This is a genomic window from Hafnia sp. HMSC23F03, from assembly GCF_001816025.1.
GTDB lineage: Bacteria > Pseudomonadota > Gammaproteobacteria > Enterobacterales > Enterobacteriaceae > Hafnia > Hafnia paralvei.
Genome location: NZ_KV824222.1, coordinates 1 through 18,918 on the forward strand (window position 1 = coordinate 1; position 18,918 = coordinate 18,918).

At 49.3% G+C, this 18,918-nt stretch carries 17 protein-coding genes and 1 tRNA gene; 12 read left to right on the forward strand and 6 right to left on the reverse strand.

What is annotated here, in order from left to right; genetic code table 11:
* Nucleotides 1-75: 75 nt before the first annotated feature.
* Nucleotides 76-151: transfer RNA gene (locus tag HMPREF3091_RS10010), tRNA-Trp, on the forward strand.
* Nucleotides 152-342: 191 nt separating this feature from the next.
* Here HMPREF3091_RS10010 and hdfR read toward each other — a convergent pair.
* Complete coding sequence (gene hdfR, locus HMPREF3091_RS10015) at nt 343-1,170, reverse strand: HTH-type transcriptional regulator HdfR (RefSeq protein ID WP_070715722.1); 828 nt, start codon at nt 1,168-1,170, stop codon at nt 343-345.
* Between the two features lie 122 nt (nt 1,171-1,292).
* Between hdfR and HMPREF3091_RS10020 the strand changes: the two genes are divergently transcribed.
* Entirely contained in the window at nt 1,293-1,631 is a 339-nt protein-coding gene (locus HMPREF3091_RS10020; RefSeq protein ID WP_004089230.1) for a MaoP family protein, read from the forward strand.
* Nucleotides 1,632-1,657: 26 nt separating this feature from the next.
* Here HMPREF3091_RS10020 and HMPREF3091_RS10025 read toward each other — a convergent pair whose 3' ends face one another.
* Nucleotides 1,658-3,184, reverse strand: coding sequence for a YifB family Mg chelatase-like AAA ATPase (locus HMPREF3091_RS10025; RefSeq protein ID WP_070715628.1), 1,527 nt, complete (start codon nt 3,182-3,184; stop codon nt 1,658-1,660).
* A 359-nt stretch (nt 3,185-3,543) separates the two neighbouring features.
* Between HMPREF3091_RS10025 and HMPREF3091_RS10030 the strand changes: the two genes are divergently transcribed.
* From HMPREF3091_RS10030 to ilvA, 7 genes are all read left to right on the forward strand, one after another.
* Nucleotides 3,544-4,773 (forward strand): MFS transporter, encoded by a 1,230-nt coding sequence (locus HMPREF3091_RS10030; RefSeq protein WP_070715632.1) that lies wholly within the window; start codon nt 3,544-3,546, stop codon nt 4,771-4,773.
* A gap of 133 nt (nt 4,774-4,906) precedes the next feature.
* Entirely contained in the window at nt 4,907-5,005 is a 99-nt protein-coding gene (gene ilvL, locus HMPREF3091_RS22180; protein WP_071778685.1) for an ilv operon leader peptide, read from the forward strand.
* A 140-nt stretch (nt 5,006-5,145) separates the two neighbouring features.
* Nucleotides 5,146-6,792, forward strand: a complete 1,647-nt coding sequence (gene ilvG, locus HMPREF3091_RS10035) for an acetolactate synthase 2 catalytic subunit (protein WP_070715635.1) — start codon at nt 5,146-5,148, stop codon at nt 6,790-6,792.
* A complete protein-coding gene (gene ilvM / locus HMPREF3091_RS10040) occupies nt 6,789-7,064 on the forward strand; it encodes an acetolactate synthase 2 small subunit (protein WP_004089239.1) in 276 nt (91 codons plus the stop codon). The genes ilvG and ilvM overlap by 4 nt, the downstream gene beginning before the upstream one ends.
* A gap of 67 nt (nt 7,065-7,131) precedes the next feature.
* Nucleotides 7,132-8,064: a branched-chain amino acid transaminase gene (locus HMPREF3091_RS10045; protein WP_070715639.1), complete on the forward strand. Its 933-nt coding sequence runs from the start codon at nt 7,132-7,134 to the stop codon at nt 8,062-8,064.
* Between the two features lie 171 nt (nt 8,065-8,235).
* Nucleotides 8,236-10,086 (forward strand): dihydroxy-acid dehydratase, encoded by a 1,851-nt coding sequence (ilvD, locus tag HMPREF3091_RS10050; RefSeq protein ID WP_070715641.1) that lies wholly within the window; start codon nt 8,236-8,238, stop codon nt 10,084-10,086.
* Between the two features lie 2 nt (nt 10,087-10,088).
* Complete coding sequence (ilvA, locus tag HMPREF3091_RS10055) at nt 10,089-11,648, forward strand: threonine ammonia-lyase, biosynthetic (RefSeq protein ID WP_070715643.1); 1,560 nt, start codon at nt 10,089-10,091, stop codon at nt 11,646-11,648.
* Between the two features lie 20 nt (nt 11,649-11,668).
* Here ilvA and ilvY read toward each other — a convergent pair whose 3' ends face one another.
* Nucleotides 11,669-12,550 carry an HTH-type transcriptional activator IlvY gene (ilvY, locus tag HMPREF3091_RS10060; protein ID WP_004089243.1) on the reverse strand — a complete coding sequence of 294 codons (882 nt, stop codon included), beginning with the start codon at nt 12,548-12,550 and terminating at the stop codon, nt 11,669-11,671.
* 211 nt (nt 12,551-12,761) lie between these two features.
* On the opposite strand from ilvY, the gene ilvC reads away from it, so the two are divergent.
* Nucleotides 12,762-14,243, forward strand: a complete 1,482-nt coding sequence (ilvC, locus tag HMPREF3091_RS10065; protein WP_035502124.1) for a ketol-acid reductoisomerase — start codon at nt 12,762-12,764, stop codon at nt 14,241-14,243.
* Between the two features lie 55 nt (nt 14,244-14,298).
* On the opposite strand, the gene ppiC is transcribed toward ilvC, so the two are convergent.
* Genes ppiC through HMPREF3091_RS10080 form a run of 3 tightly spaced genes read right to left on the reverse strand, consistent with a single transcriptional unit; the run spans nt 14,299 to nt 15,991 of the window.
* Nucleotides 14,299-14,580 (reverse strand): peptidylprolyl isomerase PpiC, encoded by a 282-nt coding sequence (ppiC, locus tag HMPREF3091_RS10070; RefSeq protein ID WP_004089245.1) that lies wholly within the window; start codon nt 14,578-14,580, stop codon nt 14,299-14,301.
* Nucleotides 14,581-14,627: 47 nt separating this feature from the next.
* Entirely contained in the window at nt 14,628-15,008 is a 381-nt protein-coding gene (locus HMPREF3091_RS10075) for a RidA family protein (RefSeq protein ID WP_070715646.1), read from the reverse strand.
* Nucleotides 15,005-15,991, reverse strand: a complete 987-nt coding sequence (locus HMPREF3091_RS10080; RefSeq protein WP_004089247.1) for a threo-3-hydroxy-L-aspartate ammonia-lyase — start codon at nt 15,989-15,991, stop codon at nt 15,005-15,007. The genes HMPREF3091_RS10075 and HMPREF3091_RS10080 overlap by 4 nt, the downstream gene beginning before the upstream one ends.
* An 80-nt stretch (nt 15,992-16,071) precedes the next feature.
* Here HMPREF3091_RS10080 and HMPREF3091_RS10085 point away from each other — a divergent pair, with 80 nt between their 5' ends.
* Both HMPREF3091_RS10085 and rep read left to right on the forward strand, forming a co-directional pair.
* Complete coding sequence (locus tag HMPREF3091_RS10085; RefSeq protein WP_004089248.1) at nt 16,072-16,743, forward strand: helix-turn-helix transcriptional regulator; 672 nt, start codon at nt 16,072-16,074, stop codon at nt 16,741-16,743.
* 82 nt (nt 16,744-16,825) lie between these two features.
* Nucleotides 16,826-18,850, forward strand: coding sequence for a DNA helicase Rep (gene rep, locus HMPREF3091_RS10090; RefSeq protein ID WP_004089249.1), 2,025 nt, complete (start codon nt 16,826-16,828; stop codon nt 18,848-18,850).
* Nucleotides 18,851-18,918 lie beyond the last annotated feature (68 nt).

Here is an 18,918-nt window from a genome sequence, read left to right on the forward strand (position 1 = left end):
GCGGGTTCGAGCCCCGTCCGTTCCGCCACTTATTTAAATTATCATCGCATCGCGGGATAATAGTTAGCGTTCTTTAGGGGCGTAGCTCAGTTGGTAGAGCACCGGTCTCCAAAACCGGGTGTCGCGAGTTCGAGTCTCTCCGCCCCTGCCATATAATTAGCCTTCCGCTTGCGGAAGGCTTTTTTGCTTTTGGAACCTGATAACTTACATCACCCTGCCTTTTAGACTTTTTCTTCGATTTTCGTGGAAAAGATTCTTTGTTCTTGAACTGTTGGGACGCTTCGTATACATCTCTGCACATTTACGCCCAACGATAAACCTAATAACATTCGAATATAAGCGTTAAGACTTTTGGTAGAATGCTACCAATGATTGTGTCAGGAATTTTATCTCTTCCTTTCTATCGCTGTTATGCAGCCAAACGGCATAAATTGGACGAATAAGAGCCTCCTGTGACTCATCAATGTAAAAGCCACTTTGCCCCCAGTTGGCTGGGAAAAATGCTCTCCCTCCGGTCTGACTCATTATTTGGCTAGCAATTGAGATTGAGCTAGTTGTCAAAATAGGCGGTTTATTGCTGCTAACAAGTTGCTCATCAAAACGTGAGAAGTCAGCCCCCCATTCCAAGCGAATATAAGGCAGATTTTTCGCTTCGTTGCCTTCAGCAGTGGCAAGTAGTTGTAGTGAAAACTCACCGACTTTTTCTGTCGACAGCTCCTCCATTTTGGGGATCTCTGTCGTGATCAATAGATCTAGATGACGTTCATGCAATTGCCGGACATGCGTGTGTCGTTGCCCTATGCGAGTCTCAAGTAACATATCTGGTTTCTGGCAATAAACCCCAGTTAGCCATGAGATCAATAATGCCTCCCACATCATGGCTGGTGCACCGATAGAAAGCTCTTTATGTTGGCGACTCTTGAGAACGTCTTTTTTTGCCAGTAGCCATGTTTCCATCAGCTTTTCTGCGTAGGGTACGAGTCGTTCACCAGCCTCAGTCAGTTGGATATTGTTGCGATGACGAGTAAACAGATCGGCACCAACCTGTGTTTCTAATTGCCGTATACGAAAGCTAACCGCTGATTGTGTTAGATAAAGCGATTCTGCGGCTTTGCCAAAGTGCCTCGTTCTGCTGACTTCCAAGAAGGTTTTCAATAATTCGCTATCCACTGTCTCTCCCACAAAAATATTAATCATGATGATTTAAATGTTTTGTTTTACACGTTGTCAAGCCTAACTAATACTCCGCGCCATAAGTAGCACAGCAATAAGAAAATTTAGGAGCGTGTCAGATGGCGGAAAGCTTCAGCACAAATCATCGTTTTTTTGACAATAAACATTATCCACGTGGTTTTTCACGCCACGGCGATTTCACAATTAAAGAAGCTCAGGTTCTTGAGCGTTTCGGTTATGCATTTAACGAGTTGGATTTAGGGACTCGCGAACCGCAAACTGAAGAAGAAGAACTGTTCGTTGCGGTATGCCGTGGTGAGCGCCAGCCTGCAACGGAAGCTGAGAAGATCTGGTCTAAGTACATAGCACGAATCCGTCGTCCTAAGCGTTTCCATACTCTATCTGGTGGCAAACCACAGATGGATACGGTTGAAGAATATACCGATAGTGATGACTAAAAACTCGGGGCTTAAGGCCCCGTTTTTTATTGTAGTGCTTGATGTAAATGTTGAATTAGTCGATCCATAGAGCGATAGCTCAGTGCTTCTGCAATATGAGAGCGGTTTATGTTTTCACATTGTGCGAGATCGGCAATAGAGCGAGCAACTTTAAGTATGCGATGCCAAGCTCTTACTGATAGCCCCATCTTCTCTAGCGCCTGTTCTAAAAATGCGGCGTCTGGTTGGGATAGGCCACAAACCCTGTCCATTTCCTTTCCTGCTAAGTGAGCATTAAGTTTCCCAGAACGTTTATACTGCACTTCACGTGCTAGACATACCCGCTGTCTGACCATCTCGCTGCTTTCCCCCATAGTTTTTTGAATGCTTAGTACTCCTGCCGGTAGCAATGGAACCTCAATAGAAAGGTCAAACCGATCTAAAAATGGCCCAGATAGACGAGATAAATATTTCAATATTTGTTGTGGCGGTGTTCGAGCATGAATACCTTTGTAGTGTCCGGTGGGGCTAGGGTTCATTGCTGCAACTAATTGTACCCTTGCTGGGAACGTAACTTTAGCCAGAGCCCTTGAAATGCAAGCCTCCCCTGATTCTAGTGGTTCACGCAGCGCATCAAGGACACGACGTTCAAACTCAGGCAGTTCATCTAAGAATAAAACACCATTATGTGCGAGTGATATCTCTCCTGGCCTAGGTAAAGAGCCACCGCCGATGAGCGCAGCCATTGAGGCGCTGTGATGCGGGGTTCTGAATGGCCGCTGATAGCAAGATTGTCCAGTAGTTGATTGATGCACCAAGCTAGCCACTGCAGCGCTCTCAAGTGCCTCTTCTTTCGTTAGTGGAGGTAATATGCTATTCAGCCGACTGGCTAGCATGGTTTTCCCCGTCCCCGGAGGCCCTAACAACAGCAGGTTATGTCCTCCGGTTGCGGCAATTTCTAACGCTCTACGGGCTTGTTCCTGCCCAATAATATCTCGCATGTCTTTGTTGTTTGAGGACATCGTGGATAGCTGCGTTCCTCTTGGCGAGAGGAGTTTTAAATCGCCGCTAAGGAAATCACATACTTGGAGAAGATTATCGGCAATGAGGTGTGGTTGTTGTTCCCCAAGAAGACCCAACTCTTCCTCATTCTCCGCTGGGCCGATCAACTTCCGTTGATCGCGTTGAGCAGCCATAGCTGCAGGAATTGCGCCCTGAATGCGTCGTAGGGCGCCTGAGAGGCCTAATTCACCCAACAGCTCCAATCCTTCCACTGACGTCGCGCTAAGCTGCTCAGAGGCAATTAAAATCGCAATAGCGATGGGCAGATCGTAGCGTCCTCCTTCTTTGGGCAAGTCAGCTGGAGCCAGATTGACCGTTATTCGTTTGGCCGGAAAAGTAAAACCGCAGTTGATGATTGCGCTTCTAACACGGTCTTTGGCCTCTTTCACAGTGGCTTCGGGTAGGCCTACCAGCGTAAAACCAGGCAATCCTGTGCTGATATGTGCTTCAACGCTGACGGCTGGAGCTTGGACACCGATTGCCGCACGGGTATTAATCATCGCTACTGACATAGTCACCTTCGAGCATAGCCACCTCCTTGTTTAGCGACATCATGCGGCTAAAGATTTAAAGCGCCAGTCTGAGCGATGTGTTTTGAGTACTTGATTCCAGCCTTTTGATGCATATGCCCTGCTTTCCATTCAAACCTGCGGACCAGATTATGAGGTGGCAACAAAACTTAACATTTAACATACAATATTTAACAAAGATAGCGTGCTAATTGTTTTGGCCCTGTAGCTAAGAGGGTTATATTTAACATTAGTAATACAAAAAGACATTCTGCATAACAAACCACAATTAACAGGCTGTGCAGTTGTCTCCTATAAAAACGCTAAAAAAGCGCCTCATACTCTACGGTAGGGAATTCACTATGTTTGGTTGGTCAAGCCAGCAACGTAACGTTGCTATTGCGAGCTTTCTAAGCTGGACGCTCGACGCATTTGATTTTTTTATCCTCGTATTCTTACTTAGCGATATTGCTGCGGCTTTTCACGTCGGTATGGAACAGGTCACGCTAGCGATTTTATTGACGCTTGCGGTACGTCCTATTGGTGCCTTGCTGTTTGGGCGCGCGGCGGAGAAGTATGGTCGTCGGCCAATATTGATGGTGAATATCCTGTTTTTTTCAATCTTTGAGCTGCTTTCCGCAGCCGCTCCATCCCTCACTACTTTCCTCGTCCTCAGAGTGCTCTATGGCGTTGCGATGGGCGGTATCTGGGGTGTTGCGTCATCTCTGGCTATGGAAACTATTCCAGACCGTTCACGCGGTCTAATGTCAGGCATATTTCAGGCAGGTTATCCGTTTGGCTATTTGCTGGCAGCGGTGGTGTATGGCTCGTTGTTTGAGCTTGTCGGTTGGAGAGGCATGTTTGTCATTGGCGCGATACCGATAGTGTTATTGCCGTTTATATATTTCAAAGTCCCCGAGTCTCCCGTTTGGTTGGCAGCGCGTGAGCGGAAAGAAAGCACTGCGTTATTACCTGTTTTGAAGAGTCATTGGAAGCTTTGTATTTATCTTGTTTTGCTGATGGCGGCGTTCAATTTCTTCAGTCATGGCACGCAAGATATGTATCCTGCTTTTTTGAAAATTCAGCATGGTTTCGATCCTAAAACCGTCAGTATCATTGCCATTAGCTACAATATCGCGTCAATTATCGGCGGTGTATTCTTTGGCGTTCTATCAGAAAAAATTGGGCGTAAAAAGGCCATTATTATTGCAGCTGCGCTGGCTTTACCTGTGATTCCTCTGTGGGCATTCTCCGGTGGGTCGCTCATGCTTGGTATTGGCGCATTCCTAATGCAGTTCATGGTTCAAGGGGCTTGGGGCGTTATCCCAACCTATCTGAATGAGCTGGTTCCCGCGAATACTCGTGCTGTATTGCCTGGTTTCGTGTATCAGTTGGGGAATCTGATTGCTTCGGTAAACGCAACGCTTCAAGCCACCATTGCTGAAAGCCACGGGCAGAACTACGGCTTGGCGATGGCCATTATTGCCGGTAGCGTTGCGGTGGCCATTATTGTGCTGATTTCCTTCAGTCGAGATACACAAGGTGCCTCATTGGGAAGAAAAATTTCTCCAGAGGAAACCACAATAAAATGATGTTAAATCATATTATTGGGTGTGATTTGAGCCGTTTTTGTTTAATGGTTACGCAAAAAAATTATTGTCAGACAGCAAAGAACTGTGATAACTCTTTAAGCATTAGCTCAGAAGGCAACAGAAAAAACTATTTATGAAAACTCTCGTCCAAGTACTCAGCCTCGTCGTGATTAGTGTGGTGGTGATTATTATCCCACCGTGCGGGGCAGCACTTGGACGAAGAAAGGCTTAAAAATCAAGCCTGAATCAAACGAGAACCCCCGCACCGAAAGGTCCGGGGGTTTTTTTTCGCAATGAGAAAGTGGCGGGGAACAGAAAATGACTGACAGAATAAAATCCTGTTGTCCCAGTAAAAGGGCGGGGAATTAAACTATGAATGGAGCACAGTGGGTAGTACAAGCATTGCGAGCACAGGGTGTTGATAAAGTTTTCGGCTATCCAGGTGGCGCAATTATGCCGGTATACGATGCATTGTATGACGGTGGTGTGGAACACCTACTGTGTCGGCACGAGCAAGGCGCTGTCATTGCAGCGATTGGCTATGCTCGTTCAACGGGAAAACCTGGCGTATGTATTGCGACTTCCGGCCCTGGCGCAACGAATTTGATCACTGGGCTGGCTGATGCCATGTTGGATTCAGTTCCCATCGTTGCGATCACTGGGCAGGTAGGTTCAGCCCTGATTGGCACCGATGCATTTCAAGAGATCGATGTTCTGGGGCTATCTCTGGCCTGTACCAAACACAGTTTTCTGGTGGAATCGCTGGAAGCTCTGCCAAGTATCATGGCTGAGGCCTTTGCAGTAGCAACTAGTGGTCGTCCTGGACCGGTGTTAATCGATATTCCAAAAGATATTCAGTTGGCTGAAGGTGAATTGGCTGCGCATTTGTCTGCGGTGTCAGAAGTGATGGCTCCTTGCCAAGAGGAATTACAACAGGCTCGTGAGCTGTTGGCTAAGGCGAGAAAGCCAATGCTGTACGTTGGCGGTGGTGTGGGGATGGCGCAGGCCGTTCCCGCTTTACGAGATTTTGTTAATGCGACCGGCGTACCGGCAGTAGTGACGCTGAAAGGTTTAGGGGCTCCAGACGCTAACCATCCCTGTTATTTGGGCATGTTAGGGATGCACGGCACTAAGGCAGCTAATCTTGCAGTACAGCAATGTGATTTACTGATTGCCGTTGGCGCACGTTTTGACGATCGCGTTACTGGGAAGCTGAATGCGTTTGCTCCCCACGCTAAAGTGATTCATATGGATATCGACCCTGCCGAAATGAGTAAGTTACGTCAGGCTCATGTGGAATTGTGCGGTGATTTAAACCGCATGTTGCCAGCGCTGAGTCAGCCATTAAGCATCGGTGAGTGGCAATATGACGTTATCAGCCTGAAAGCTGAGCATCCGTGGCGTTACGATCATCCGGGGCAGGCGATTTATGCACCGTTGTTTTTGAAACAGTTGTCTGACCGCAAGCCCGCTGAAGCGGTGGTGACAACCGACGTTGGTCAGCATCAAATGTGGACTGCGCAACATATGCAGTTTGCTCGCCCAGAAAATTTTATTACCTCAAGCGGCTTAGGCACGATGGGCTTTGGTATTCCTGCTGCGGTTGGCGCACAGATGGCTCGTCCTGATGATATGGTGATCTGTGTATCTGGCGACGGCTCATTCATGATGAATGTGCAGGAACTGGGTACCATCAAACGTAAAAATTTGCCGGTGAAAATCATTTTGTTGGATAACCAACGCTTGGGCATGGTTCGCCAATGGCAACAACTCTTTTTTGATGGTCGCTACAGCGAAACCAATCTGTCAGATAACCCTGATTTCATCATGTTGGCCAGCGCGTTTGGAATTTCTGGTCAGACTATCACCCGTAAAGATCAAGTCGACGCGGCACTGGATACGCTGTTAAACAGCGAGGGGCCTTACCTGCTCCATGTCTCCATCGACGAATTAGAGAATGTCTGGCCTTTAGTTCCGCCGGGCGCAGGCAATGAATCTATGATGGAGAAAATATCATGATGCAGTTAACATCTTCGCAACATCAATTGGCTATTCAGGCACGATTCCGCCCAGAAGTTTTAGAGCGTGTGCTGCGCGTTATTCGTCACCGTGGCTTTCAGGTTTGTGCTATGAATATGGCTCAGACGCTGGATTCAGATAGTGTGAGCATCGAACTGACGGTGTCGAGCCAACGGCCAATCAACCTGCTGTCATCGCAGCTGAATAAATTGATGGATGTTGCCAGTGTTGAGATCCAGCCTCAGACCGCACGTCAACAGGCTGTTTGTTAACCGATTACGTTTGTTACAAGATTAATAACATTAATTACGCGCATGAGACGCGACAAGGAAAAGAAGAATGACCACTAAGAAAGCTGATTATATTTGGTTCAATGGCGAGATGGTTCCATGGGCAGAAGCTAAAGTACACGTAATGTCTCATGCGCTGCATTATGGCACTTCCGTATTTGAAGGGGTGCGCTGCTACGATACCAACAATGGCCCTGCAGTTTTCCGTCACCGTGAGCATATGCAGCGCCTGCGTGACTCCGCCAAGATCTATCGCATGCCAGTTTCCTACAGCGTTGATGAACTGATGGAAGCCTGCCGTGAAACTCTGCGCAAAAATAATCTGACCAGTGCTTACATCCGTCCATTGGTATTTGTCGGCGATGTTGGCATGGGCGTTAACCCGCCAGAAGGCTACAAAACTGATGTCATCATTGCCGCATTCCCTTGGGGGGCATATCTGGGCGCAGACGCACTGGATCAGGGTATTGATGCTCAGGTTTCTTCTTGGAATCGTGCAGCACCAAACACCATTCCAACCACGGCAAAAGCCGGTGGTAACTACCTTTCCTCTTTGCTGGTTGGTTCTGAAGCTCGACGTCATGGCTATCAGGAAGGTATCGCTCTGGATGTGCATGGCTATGTATCAGAAGGCGCGGGCGAAAACCTGTTTATGGTGAAAGATGGCATTATTTTCACCCCGCCGTTCACCTCTGCGGCGCTGCCGGGGATCACGCGTGATGCCATTATCAAACTGGCAAAAAATGCTGGTTTTGAAATTCGTGAGCAGGTTATGTCGCGTGAATCACTGTATCTGGCAGACGAAGTCTTTATGTCAGGCACCGCGGCAGAAATTACCCCAGTACGCAGCGTAGACGGCATTCAGGTGGGTATTGGTCGCTGCGGCCCAGTGACGAAACAGATTCAGGAAGCCTTCTTTGGCCTGTTTACTGGTAAGACCGAAGATCAGTGGGGCTGGTTGGATTTAGTTAACGCTAAGTAATTGAAGTGACAGACAGGTTATTCATCAAAATATAACCCCGAAATACATCGGGTTGCAGGCAACCAATGCACACGCAGCTGGAAGTATGAAAGGGATAAGACGGGCGGTTCGTTCCCGCCCGCATAAATAGATAAAAGCCTGAGCACAGGCTTACGCTGGAGTGAATTAAGCATGCCAAAGTATCGTTCTGCAACAACCACACATGGCCGTAATATGGCGGGCGCTCGTGCATTATGGCGAGCAACAGGAATGACCGACGCAGATTTTGGTAAGCCGATTATTGCCGTGGTTAACTCATTTACCCAGTTCGTGCCTGGTCATGTCCACCTGCGCGATCTGGGTAAACTGGTTGCAGAGCAGATCGAGGCCTCAGGCGGCGTAGCTAAAGAGTTCAATACGATTGCGGTTGATGACGGTATCGCTATGGGACATGGCGGTATGCTGTATTCCCTCCCTTCCCGCGAGCTGATTGCCGACTCCGTGGAATACATGGTTAACGCACATTGTGCTGATGCCATGGTATGCATTTCCAACTGCGACAAAATCACCCCAGGGATGCTGATGGCGTCACTGCGCTTGAACATTCCAGTGATCTTTGTTTCGGGCGGGCCGATGGAAGCGGGTAAAACCAAGCTATCCGATCAAATCATCAAGCTGGATCTGGTTGATGCGATGATTCAGGGCGCCAATCCAAACGTCTCGGATGCGGATAGTGAACAAATCGAGCGCTCAGCGTGTCCTACTTGCGGCTCATGTTCCGGTATGTTCACCGCTAACTCCATGAACTGTTTAACTGAAGCGCTGGGTTTATCTCAACCAGGAAATGGTTCATTGCTGGCCACCCACGCTGACCGCAAAGATCTGTTCCTGAATGCGGGCAAGCGCATTGTCGAATTGACGAAACGCTATTACGAGCAGGACGATGAACGCGTGTTGCCGCGCAATATCGCTAACAAAGCGGCGTTTGAAAACGCGATGACGTTGGATATCGCCATGGGCGGCTCAACTAATACCGTTCTGCATCTGTTGGCTTCGGCACAGGAAGGCGAAGTTGATTTCACCATGACGGACATCGATCGTCTGTCACGTAAGGTTCCTCATCTGTGTAAAGTCGCGCCAAGCACCCAGAAATACCATATGGAAGACGTGCATCGCGCTGGCGGCGTGATGGGGATTTTAGGGGAACTGGATCGTGCTGGGCTGCTAAATCGCGAAGTGAATAACGTTCTGGGCATGACCTTGCCTGAAACGTTAGCGACCTACGACGTGATGGTCACAGAAGATGACAGTGTCAAAAAGATGTATACCGCTGGCCCTGCGGGTATCCGTACCACAAAAGCATTCTCGCAAGAGTGCCGCTGGGACTCTCTGGATACTGATCGCCAAGAAGGCTGTATCCGAACCCGTGAGTTTGCCTATAGTCAAGACGGTGGTTTGGCCGTGCTGTACGGCAATATCGCTGAAGATGGCTGTATTGTGAAAACCGCCGGTGTGGAAAAAGAGAGCCTGATTTTCCGTGGCCCAGCGAAAGTGTATGAAAGCCAAGATGCGGCAGTAGACGCCATTCTGGGGGGAAAAGTTGTCGCGGGTGACGTTGTTGTTATCCGGTACGAGGGGCCAAAAGGTGGCCCTGGCATGCAAGAAATGCTGTATCCGACGACCTATCTGAAATCGATGGGGCTAGGTAAAAGCTGTGCGTTGATTACCGATGGCCGTTTCTCCGGAGGTACGTCCGGCCTGTCAATTGGGCATGTTTCTCCTGAAGCGGCGAGCGGCGGCATCATTGCCCTAGTACAAGACGGCGACATGATTGATATCAATATTCCACAGCGTGGCATCAAGTTAGACATTTCGGAAAGTGAACTGGCCAATCGCCGAGAAGAAGAGCTGGCGCGAGGTGATGCGGCATGGACACCTAAAGCGCGCGAGCGTCAGGTATCCTTTGCTTTGCGTGCTTATGCGATGCTGGCAACTAGCGCAGACCGCGGCGCGGTACGCGATAAATCTAAGCTGGGAGGTTAATCATGACTTCCCCTGCTAAGGCGCAAAAAGAAGTGCTTCCAGAGCAGCCCTGTGGAGCTGAATATCTGCGTGCGGTGTTACGAGCTCCAGTGTATGAGGTTGCTCAGGTAACTCCGCTACAGACCATGACTAAGCTATCCGAACGAATTGGCAATACGGTTTTAGTCAAACGCGAAGATCGCCAGCCAGTGCACAGTTTTAAATTGCGCGGTGCCTACGCGATGATCGCCGGTCTTAACGAAGAGCAGAAAGCCAATGGCGTGGTAACGGCCTCCGCAGGCAACCATGCACAGGGAGTCGCGCTTTCCGCCTCACGTTTAGGCATTCAATCCACCATTGTGATGCCGGTATCTACCGCTGATATTAAAGTAGATGCGGTGCGTGGCTTTGGCGGTGAAGCCGTGCTGTACGGTGCAAATTTTGATGAAGCCAAAGCCTATGCGATTGAATTAGCCAAGAGCAAAAATCTGACGTTTGTTCCTCCTTTCGATCACCCGGCGGTTATCGCGGGCCAAGGCACTTTGGCTATGGAGTTGTTACAACAGGATGCTCATCTGGATCGCGTATTTGTTCCCGTTGGTGGCGGTGGCTTAGCCGCTGGTGTCGCGGTGTTGATCAAACAGCTGATGCCGCAGATTAAGGTGATCGGCGTTGAAGCCGAGGACTCGGCCTGTTTACGCGCGGCGTTGGATGCGGGGCATCCGGTAGATTTAGCTCGTGTTGGCTTATTTGCTGAAGGTGTGGCGGTGAAACGCATCGGTGATGAAACCTTCCGCCTTTGCCGCGAATACCTAGACGATGTGATCACCGTCGATAGCGACGCGATCTGTGCGGCAGTGAAAGATCTGTTCGAAGATGTGCGAGCTGTAGCGGAACCTTCAGGTGCATTGGCGCTAGCGGGTTTGAAGAAATACGTTCAGCAGCATCAGATACAGGGCGAGCGATTGGCGCATGTACTTTCGGGAGCCAACCTTAATTTCCATGGCTTGCGCTATGTCTCAGAGCGCTGTGAGCTTGGCGAGCAACGCGAAGCGCTATTAGCCGTGACGATCCCAGAGCAGCAGGGCAGCTTCCTCAAATTTTGCCAATTGCTAGGTGGCCGTTCGGTCACTGAGTTTAACTATCGCTATGCCGATGCTGATAGTGCCTGCATTTTCGTTGGTGTACGTCTAACGCGCGGAGTGGCGGAGCGACAAGAGATTTTGGCTATGTTGCAGAATGGCGGTTATCAGGTAGTCGATCTTTCTGACGATGAAATGGCGAAGCTGCATGTGCGTTATATGGTCGGAGGACGTCCATCTAAGCCACTGCAGGAGCGACTTTACAGCTTTGAGTTCCCTGAATCGCCAGGTGCGTTGCTGAAGTTTTTGAGTACGCTGGGCACCCATTGGAATATATCGTTATTCCACTATCGCAGTCATGGCACCGATTTTGGCCGCGTTTTAGCTGCGTTTGAACGTGCAGATAGCGATCCAAACTTTGAATCGCGACTGCATGAACTTGGCTATGAGTGTCATGATGAAACGGATAATCCGGCTTTCCGTTTCTTCTTGAAGGGCTGATTTGAAGAAGGTTCTGGTGGCTATAACAGCTGCCAGAATGCATGAATCAACGGCTCTTCTAACCGTTTTTTCTGCACGCAAACGCCCAATTCGAAAGGAGCAACCATCGAGACATGTTCAAGTTCGGTGATACGAGCACGAATTGACTCAGGGCTGTTATTCAGCACCACGTCGGGTAACAGGGCGATGCCGCAGCCGAGCGCGACCATCGACACAATCGCTTCATGGCCGGAAACAGTGGCGTAGATTTGCGGGTTACTGATTTTTTGCCGACGGAACCACAGATCGATTCGCTGACGTGAAGGCCCATGCTGCGGCAGGATAAATGGGATCTGTGACCAATCTGGTTGCTCTGCAAGTGCTAAAGAGCGAACGTGGCACGGTAGTGCAGGGGCAATCAAACGCAGCGGGATCTCACCAATCTTGGTGAACTCAATGCTGGTGGGCAGTGTTTCTGGGCGACCAGCGATGCCGAGGTCGGCTTCGTCTGACTGAATCTTGCTGACAGCATCGGCGGCGTCACCGGTGGTGAGCTTGATCTCGACCAACGGATGCAGAGCGCGAAAGCGATCAAGCACTGACGGCAGGTGGCTGTAGGCGGCAGTCACCGAGCAGAACAGACGTAGTTCTCCGGTAAGTGCTGGCCCTGTCTGTCCGAGAGCATTGCGCAGCTGTTGGTATTGCAGCAGCGTTTGTTGAGCAAAGACTTTGAGTTGTTCACCGGCGCTGGTTAGCCGAACATCTCGGTTATCACGTAAGAATAGCGGCTGGCCGAGTTCCTCTTCAAGCCGCTGGATCTGGCGTGAGAGCGTTGATGGGCTAACGTGCACGGCATGCGCGGTGCGGCCAAAGTGACGCGATTCGGCTAGGTGGATAAATAATTTTAAGTCTCGAAGATCCATGGGTGATTTCCGCTCATTACATTGCAAAAACTGCAATGACATCTTCGTAATATATCAATTTAAGCAATACAAATCCTGTCATATGATGGGTTCATTCTCCTTGACGAGAACCTCCCCGACAGACAGGCGGGGAAGTGAAAAATAATTAACTTGCAGACGTCGCCTTTAGAGCGAAAACACAACGTCCAACAACAAAACAATGGAGCACACGATGGCTAACTATTTCAACACATTGAACCTGCGTCAGCAGTTGGCGCAACTGGGTAAGTGTCGCTTTATGGGGCGCGAAGAATTTGCAGATGAAGCGGGTTACCTGAAAGGTAAAAAAGTGGTGATCGTTGGCTGTGGTGCGCAAGGGCTGAACCAAGGCCTGAATATGCGCGACTCCGGTTTGGATGTGGCCTACGCGTTGCGTGCAGAGGCGATTGCCGAGAAGCGCGCCTCATGGCGTAAAGCGACCGAAAACGGTTTTAAAGTCGGTACCTACGAAGATCTGATCCCGCAGGCAGATCTGGTGGTTAACTTGACTCCAGACAAACAGCATTCGGCGGTGGTAAAAGCCGTACAGCCGCTGATGAAAGATGGCGCAGCGCTGGGGTACTCGCACGGTTTCAACATTGTTGAAGTGGGTGAACAAATTCGTAAGGACATTACCGTAGTAATGGTTGCGCCTAAGTGCCCGGGTACTGAAGTACGTGAAGAGTATAAGCGTGGCTTTGGTGTACCGACGCTGATTGCGGTTCACCCAGAAAACGATCCTAAGGGTGAAGGTATGGCGATTGCTAAAGCCTGGGCCGCAGCCACTGGGGGCCATCGTGCGGGGGTTCTGGAGTCTTCTTTCGTTGCAGAAGTTAAATCTGACCTGATGGGCGAACAAACTATTCTGTGTGGCATGCTGCAGGCTGGTTCTTTGCTGTGCTTTGACAAGCTGGTGGCGGACGGTACCGATCCTGCTTATGCAGAAAAATTGGTGCAGTTTGGTTGGGAAACCATCACTGAAGCGCTGAAGCAGGGGGGAATTACCCTGATGATGGATCGCTTGTCGAACCCAGCCAAACTGCGCGCTTATGCATTATCTGAGCAGTTGAAAGGCATTATGGCTCCGTTGTTCCAAAAGCATATGGACGACATCATTTCTGGTGCGTTCTCAAGCGGAATGATGGCTGACTGGGCAGAGGATGACATCAAATTGCTGACTTGGCGTGAAGAGACCGGCAAAACAGCATTTGAAACTGCGCCACAGTTCGAAGGCAAAATTGCGGAACAGGATTACTTCGACCAAGGTGTTCTGATGATTGCTATGGTTAAAGCGGGCGTCGAACTGGCATTCGAAACGATGGTGGCTTCTGGCATCATTGAAGAGTCAGCATATTACGAATCTCTGCATGAGTTGCCGCTGATTGCGAACACCATTGCCCGTAAACGTCTGTATGAAATGAACGTGGTTATCTCTGATACCGCAGAATACGGTAACTATCTGTTTGCGAATGCGGCAGTGCCATTGCTGAAAGAGAAATTTATGGCTTCACTGCAAACTGGCGATTTAGGCAAAGCCGCTAGCACAGCGACTGCGGTTGATAACGCTCAGTTACGTGACGTGAACGAAGCAATTCGCAATCATCCAATTGAAGCCGTTGGTCATAAGCTGCGTGGCTATATGAAAGATATGAAACGTATCGCTGTGGCGGGTTAATCGCGAAAATCTAAAAAAAGGCGCCGAGGCGCCTTTTTTATTGCTTCAATTTTTACTAGTTGCGATAAAGCACTTTGATAATGTGATAACCGAACTGTGTATGCAGCGGACCATAAGGTTCCAGCAGTGGGCAAGAGAACACGACTTTATCGAAAGCAGGTACCATTGCGCCTTGCTTGAATTCACCTAAGTGACCACCTTTACGACCAGATGGGCAGATAGAGTGTTTCTTGGCCAGCTTCTCAAAATCACCGCCATTCTTTAGCTGTTCGAGAAGATCCAGCGCCTGTTTTTCTTCCTTTACAAGGATATGCAATGCTGCCGCGTTTTTTGCCATCGAGGATACTCCAGATGAAGGCATTAGAGAGATTTTCTCTAGTGTACTCAGCTAAGGGTTATTTCTGCAATGGCACTGACTTCGAGCAGTGCTCCATAATGTAGGGCTGAGCAAGGTACCACGGTACGGGCAGGTCGATGATCTCCCATCCACTCGGCATACAGCCGATTGAGTTCTGGCCACAGGGCGACATCACAAAGATAGATCTGCACATTGACCAAATGGCACTTATCAATATTTTCGGCAGCCAGCAAAGCGTCAATATTGCTAAAAACGACATGCGCCTGCTCGGCTAAATCACCTTGCGGTCGCGGGCTGTCGAGCGAAATTGGTAACTGACCAGAAATATAGAGATTATTGCCCGAGAGCACTGCAGGGGAATAGTGTCCCCCAGGGGCTGGTAACTTATCTGAATGGATTATTTTCATGACAGATTCTGCCCGCGTTTAATAAAGTCACCGTAGGACTCTGCGTCTACGTTGCCGCCGCTAACGATGATCCCCACGCGTGCTCCGCGGATATCAATGTTTCCACTCATCGCTGCTGCAGCGGCTAAGCACCCAGTGGGTTCAACCACCATTTTCATTCGTTCCATAAAGAAACGCATCTGATTGCAGAGTTGCTGATCGCTGACGGTAAGAATATCTTCGACAAAGTTACGAATAATTGGGAAGGTTAGTTCACCAACGCATTGGGTTTGTGCGCCATCGGCGATAGTATCGGGAACAGGGATGCTAACGCGCTCTCCGCTGCGTAAAGATTGCTGAACGTCGTTACCAGCTTCTGGCTCAACGCCAAATACACGACAGTCTGGAGCTAAGTGGTTAGCCGCTATGGCGCAACCAGAAAGCAATCCACCGCCGCCGGTACAGACAAATAAGAAATCAAGCTCACCAACCTCTTCGAATAACTCGAGAGCTGAGGTGCCTTGGCCTGCAATCACATGCGGATGGTTGTACGGAGGTATGATGCTTAAGCCGCGTTTAGCCGCCAGATCGGCAGCGATCGCTTCTCGATCTTCTTTTTGGCGATTGTAAATAATGACTTCGGCCCCATAACCGCGTGTTGCTGCAAGTTTGGCCGCTGGAGCATCGTGCGGCATCACTATGGTCACCGGTACTTCTAATTCTCGTGCCGCCAGCGCCATCGCCTGCGCATGGTTGCCGGAGGAGAAAGCGACGACCCCACGTTTCTTTTGTTCCTGTGTTAAATGGCTTATCGCGTTATAAGCCCCGCGAAACTTAAATGCTCCAACTCGCTGGTAGTTTTCACATTTGAAAAACAGGCTTGCGCCAGTGATGGCATTCGCTTGGGTGGAGGTGAGAACTGGCGTGCGGTGTGCCGCACCTTGAAGGGTTTTTGCAGCTTCGCGCACATCATCAGCACTAACTGCCATCGTTAACAGGGGCATGATTTTCTCCTCGGGGTGCAATTTTCTTTGTCATTTTGTATAATTTTATACGATCAGTAAAACAAAAAGGAAAGCGCTATATGAAAAATAATGAAAGCTCCACTGCAGAAGTGTTGAGCGAGAACCAGCTATTGCTGCGTGAAGGCGCTAAAATTGCTAAAGCGTTGGGGGAAATGTTTGCGCCTACCTGTGAAGTGGTACTGCACGATCTGACCAACCCGATGCATTCTATTGTGGCGATTGAGCAGCCACTGTCTGGCCGAAAGATTGGCGATCCCTCAACCGAGATGGGATTGGCTCGTATTCGAGATCCACACTATCCTGATGTGGTGCAAAATTACGCCAATCGATTTCCTGATGGGCGCCCAGCAAAAAGTACCTCGATCGGCTTGCGTAACAGTCAGGGCGAGTTTGTTGCCGCGTTATGCCTGAATATGGATGTTTCTTTGCTGGATTCCGTTCAGCGTGTGCTTTCTCAGCTTACCTCTGTGGATAGCGAGCATGCTCCTACTCAGGAAAGTTTACGCAGTAGTTTCGGGTCTAAGGATGTGAAACGCGCGATTGAAGATTATGCTGCGGCAATGTCGAGTCAGCCGCGTGCGCTATCGGCTCCACAACGAAAAGTATTGATCCGTCATCTGGCGACCTCCGGTTTGTTGCAACTGCGTGGGGCAGCAAAAATTGTCGCGGATGAACTGGGGATTTCGCGTGCTTCGGTATATAACGCATTGAAGGTAGAACCCACGCGGTGAGTTTATTTTCGCAGCTTGGTTTCTGCTACAATTCGCCTCCGTCTTGTTCTTTTGTCGCAATCATATTCAGGTTAAGTCATCCATGCGTTTAAATCCCGGTCAGCAGCAGGCTGTTGAATTTGTTACTGGTCCTTGTTTAGTTCTGGCTGGGGCCGGCTCAGGCAAAACCCGTGTTATTACAAACAAAATTGCGCATCTGATCCGTGAATGTGGCTATCAGGCTCGCCATATTGCCGCTGTGACTTTTACTAATAAAGCTGCCCGCGAGATGAAAGAGCGCGTTGCGCAGACTCTGGGCCGAAAAGAAGCGCGTGGTCTGATGATTTCCACCTTCCATACCTTGGGATTAGAGATCATCAAACGGGAATATAAAGCGTTGGGAATGAAGGCGAATTTCTCATTGTTTGACGATCAGGATCAGTTGGCATTGCTAACGGATCTAACCGAACAATGGCTAGAGAAAGATAAAGATCTGCTAAAGCAACTGATTTCGACGATCTCAAACTGGAAGAACGATCTTATCGATCCCCAGCAGGCGGCGACGCATGCATTTTCTGAGCGCGACAAGATATTTGTGCATTGCTATCAGCTGTATGACGCTCAGCTAAAAGCCTGCAACGTGCTTGATTTCGATGATCTAATCCTGTTGCCAACGTTGTTGTTGCGTCGCAATGAAGAGGTGCGTGAACGTTGGCAGCAGCGCATTCGCTATTTGCTGGTGGATGAATATCAAGATACCAACACGAGCCAGTATGAATTGGTAAAATTGTTGGTAGGCAATCGAGCACGATTTACCGTCGTGGGCGATGACGATCAGTCGATTTATTCGTGGCGTGGAGCGCGTCCGCAGAATCTGGTATTGCTGAAAGAGGACTTCCCTGCTTTGCAGGTGATTAAACTGGAGCAGAATTATCGCTCTTCGCAGCGCATTCTGAAGTCAGCTAACATTCTCATTGCCAACAACCCACACGTATTTGAAAAACGACTGTTCTCTGAATTAGGGTATGGTGAAGAGCTAAAAATCATTACGGCAAATAATGAAGATCACGAAGCGGAACGCGTCGTGGGAGAGCTCATCGCCCATCACTTTATCAATAAAACCTCCTATAGTGACTATGCGATTTTGTATCGCGGGAACCATCAGTCTCGCGTATTTGAAAAAATGCTGATGCAAAACCGCATTCCGTATCGTATATCCGGTGGTACTTCATTCTTCTCGCGCCCAGAAATTAAAGATTTATTGGCCTATCTGCGCGTTCTGACCAATCCAGACGACGACAGCGCTTTTCTGCGCATTGTTAATACGCCGCGGCGTGAGATCGGCCCTGCGACGCTGCAAAAATTGGGAGAATGGGCTAATCACCGGGGCATTAGCTTGTTCCGTGCCAGCTTTGATTTTGGTCTTAGCCAAACGCTGACCGGACGGGGGTTAGAGTCTCTGCAGCGTTTTACCCACTGGATGCAGGAAGTTTCTGCGCTGTCAGAGCGTGAGCCAATAGCGGCGGTGCGAGATCTCATTCATGGCATTGACTACGAGAGTTGGTTGTTTGAAACCTCTCCTAGCCCAAAAGCAGCCGAGATGCGCATGAAAAACGTCAACCAGCTGTTTAGTTGGATGACAGAAATGCTAGAAGGCAGTGATATTGATGAGCCAATGACGCTGACTCAGGTCGTCACACGTTTTACTCTGCGCGATATGATGGAGAGAGGCGAAAGTGAAGATGAGGCCGATCAGGTACAGTTAATGACGCTACATGCTTCTAAAGGGCTAGAGTTTCCGTATGTTTATCTTGTCGGCATGGAAGAAGGTTTACTGCCACATCAGAGCAGTATTGATGAAGATAACGTCGACGAAGAGCGACGATTGGCCTATGTGGGAATAACCCGAGCACAAAAAGAGCTTGTGTTTACCCTGTGCCGAGAGCGCCGCCAATACGGAGAATTAGTGCGTCCTGAGCCAAGTCGGTTTCTATTAGAGCTACCACAAGACGATCTGAATTGGGAGACGGAGCGTAAAGTAGTCAGCCCACAAGAGAGAATGCAAAAGGGGCAAGCAAACGTCGCGAATATTCGTGCGATGTTGGCGAAGGCGAAGGGCGGAAGCTAATTGTTATTGCGCGTATTTCCATCGTTCATAATGAGAAAAGGCATCTGTTAGGATGCCTTTTTCATATC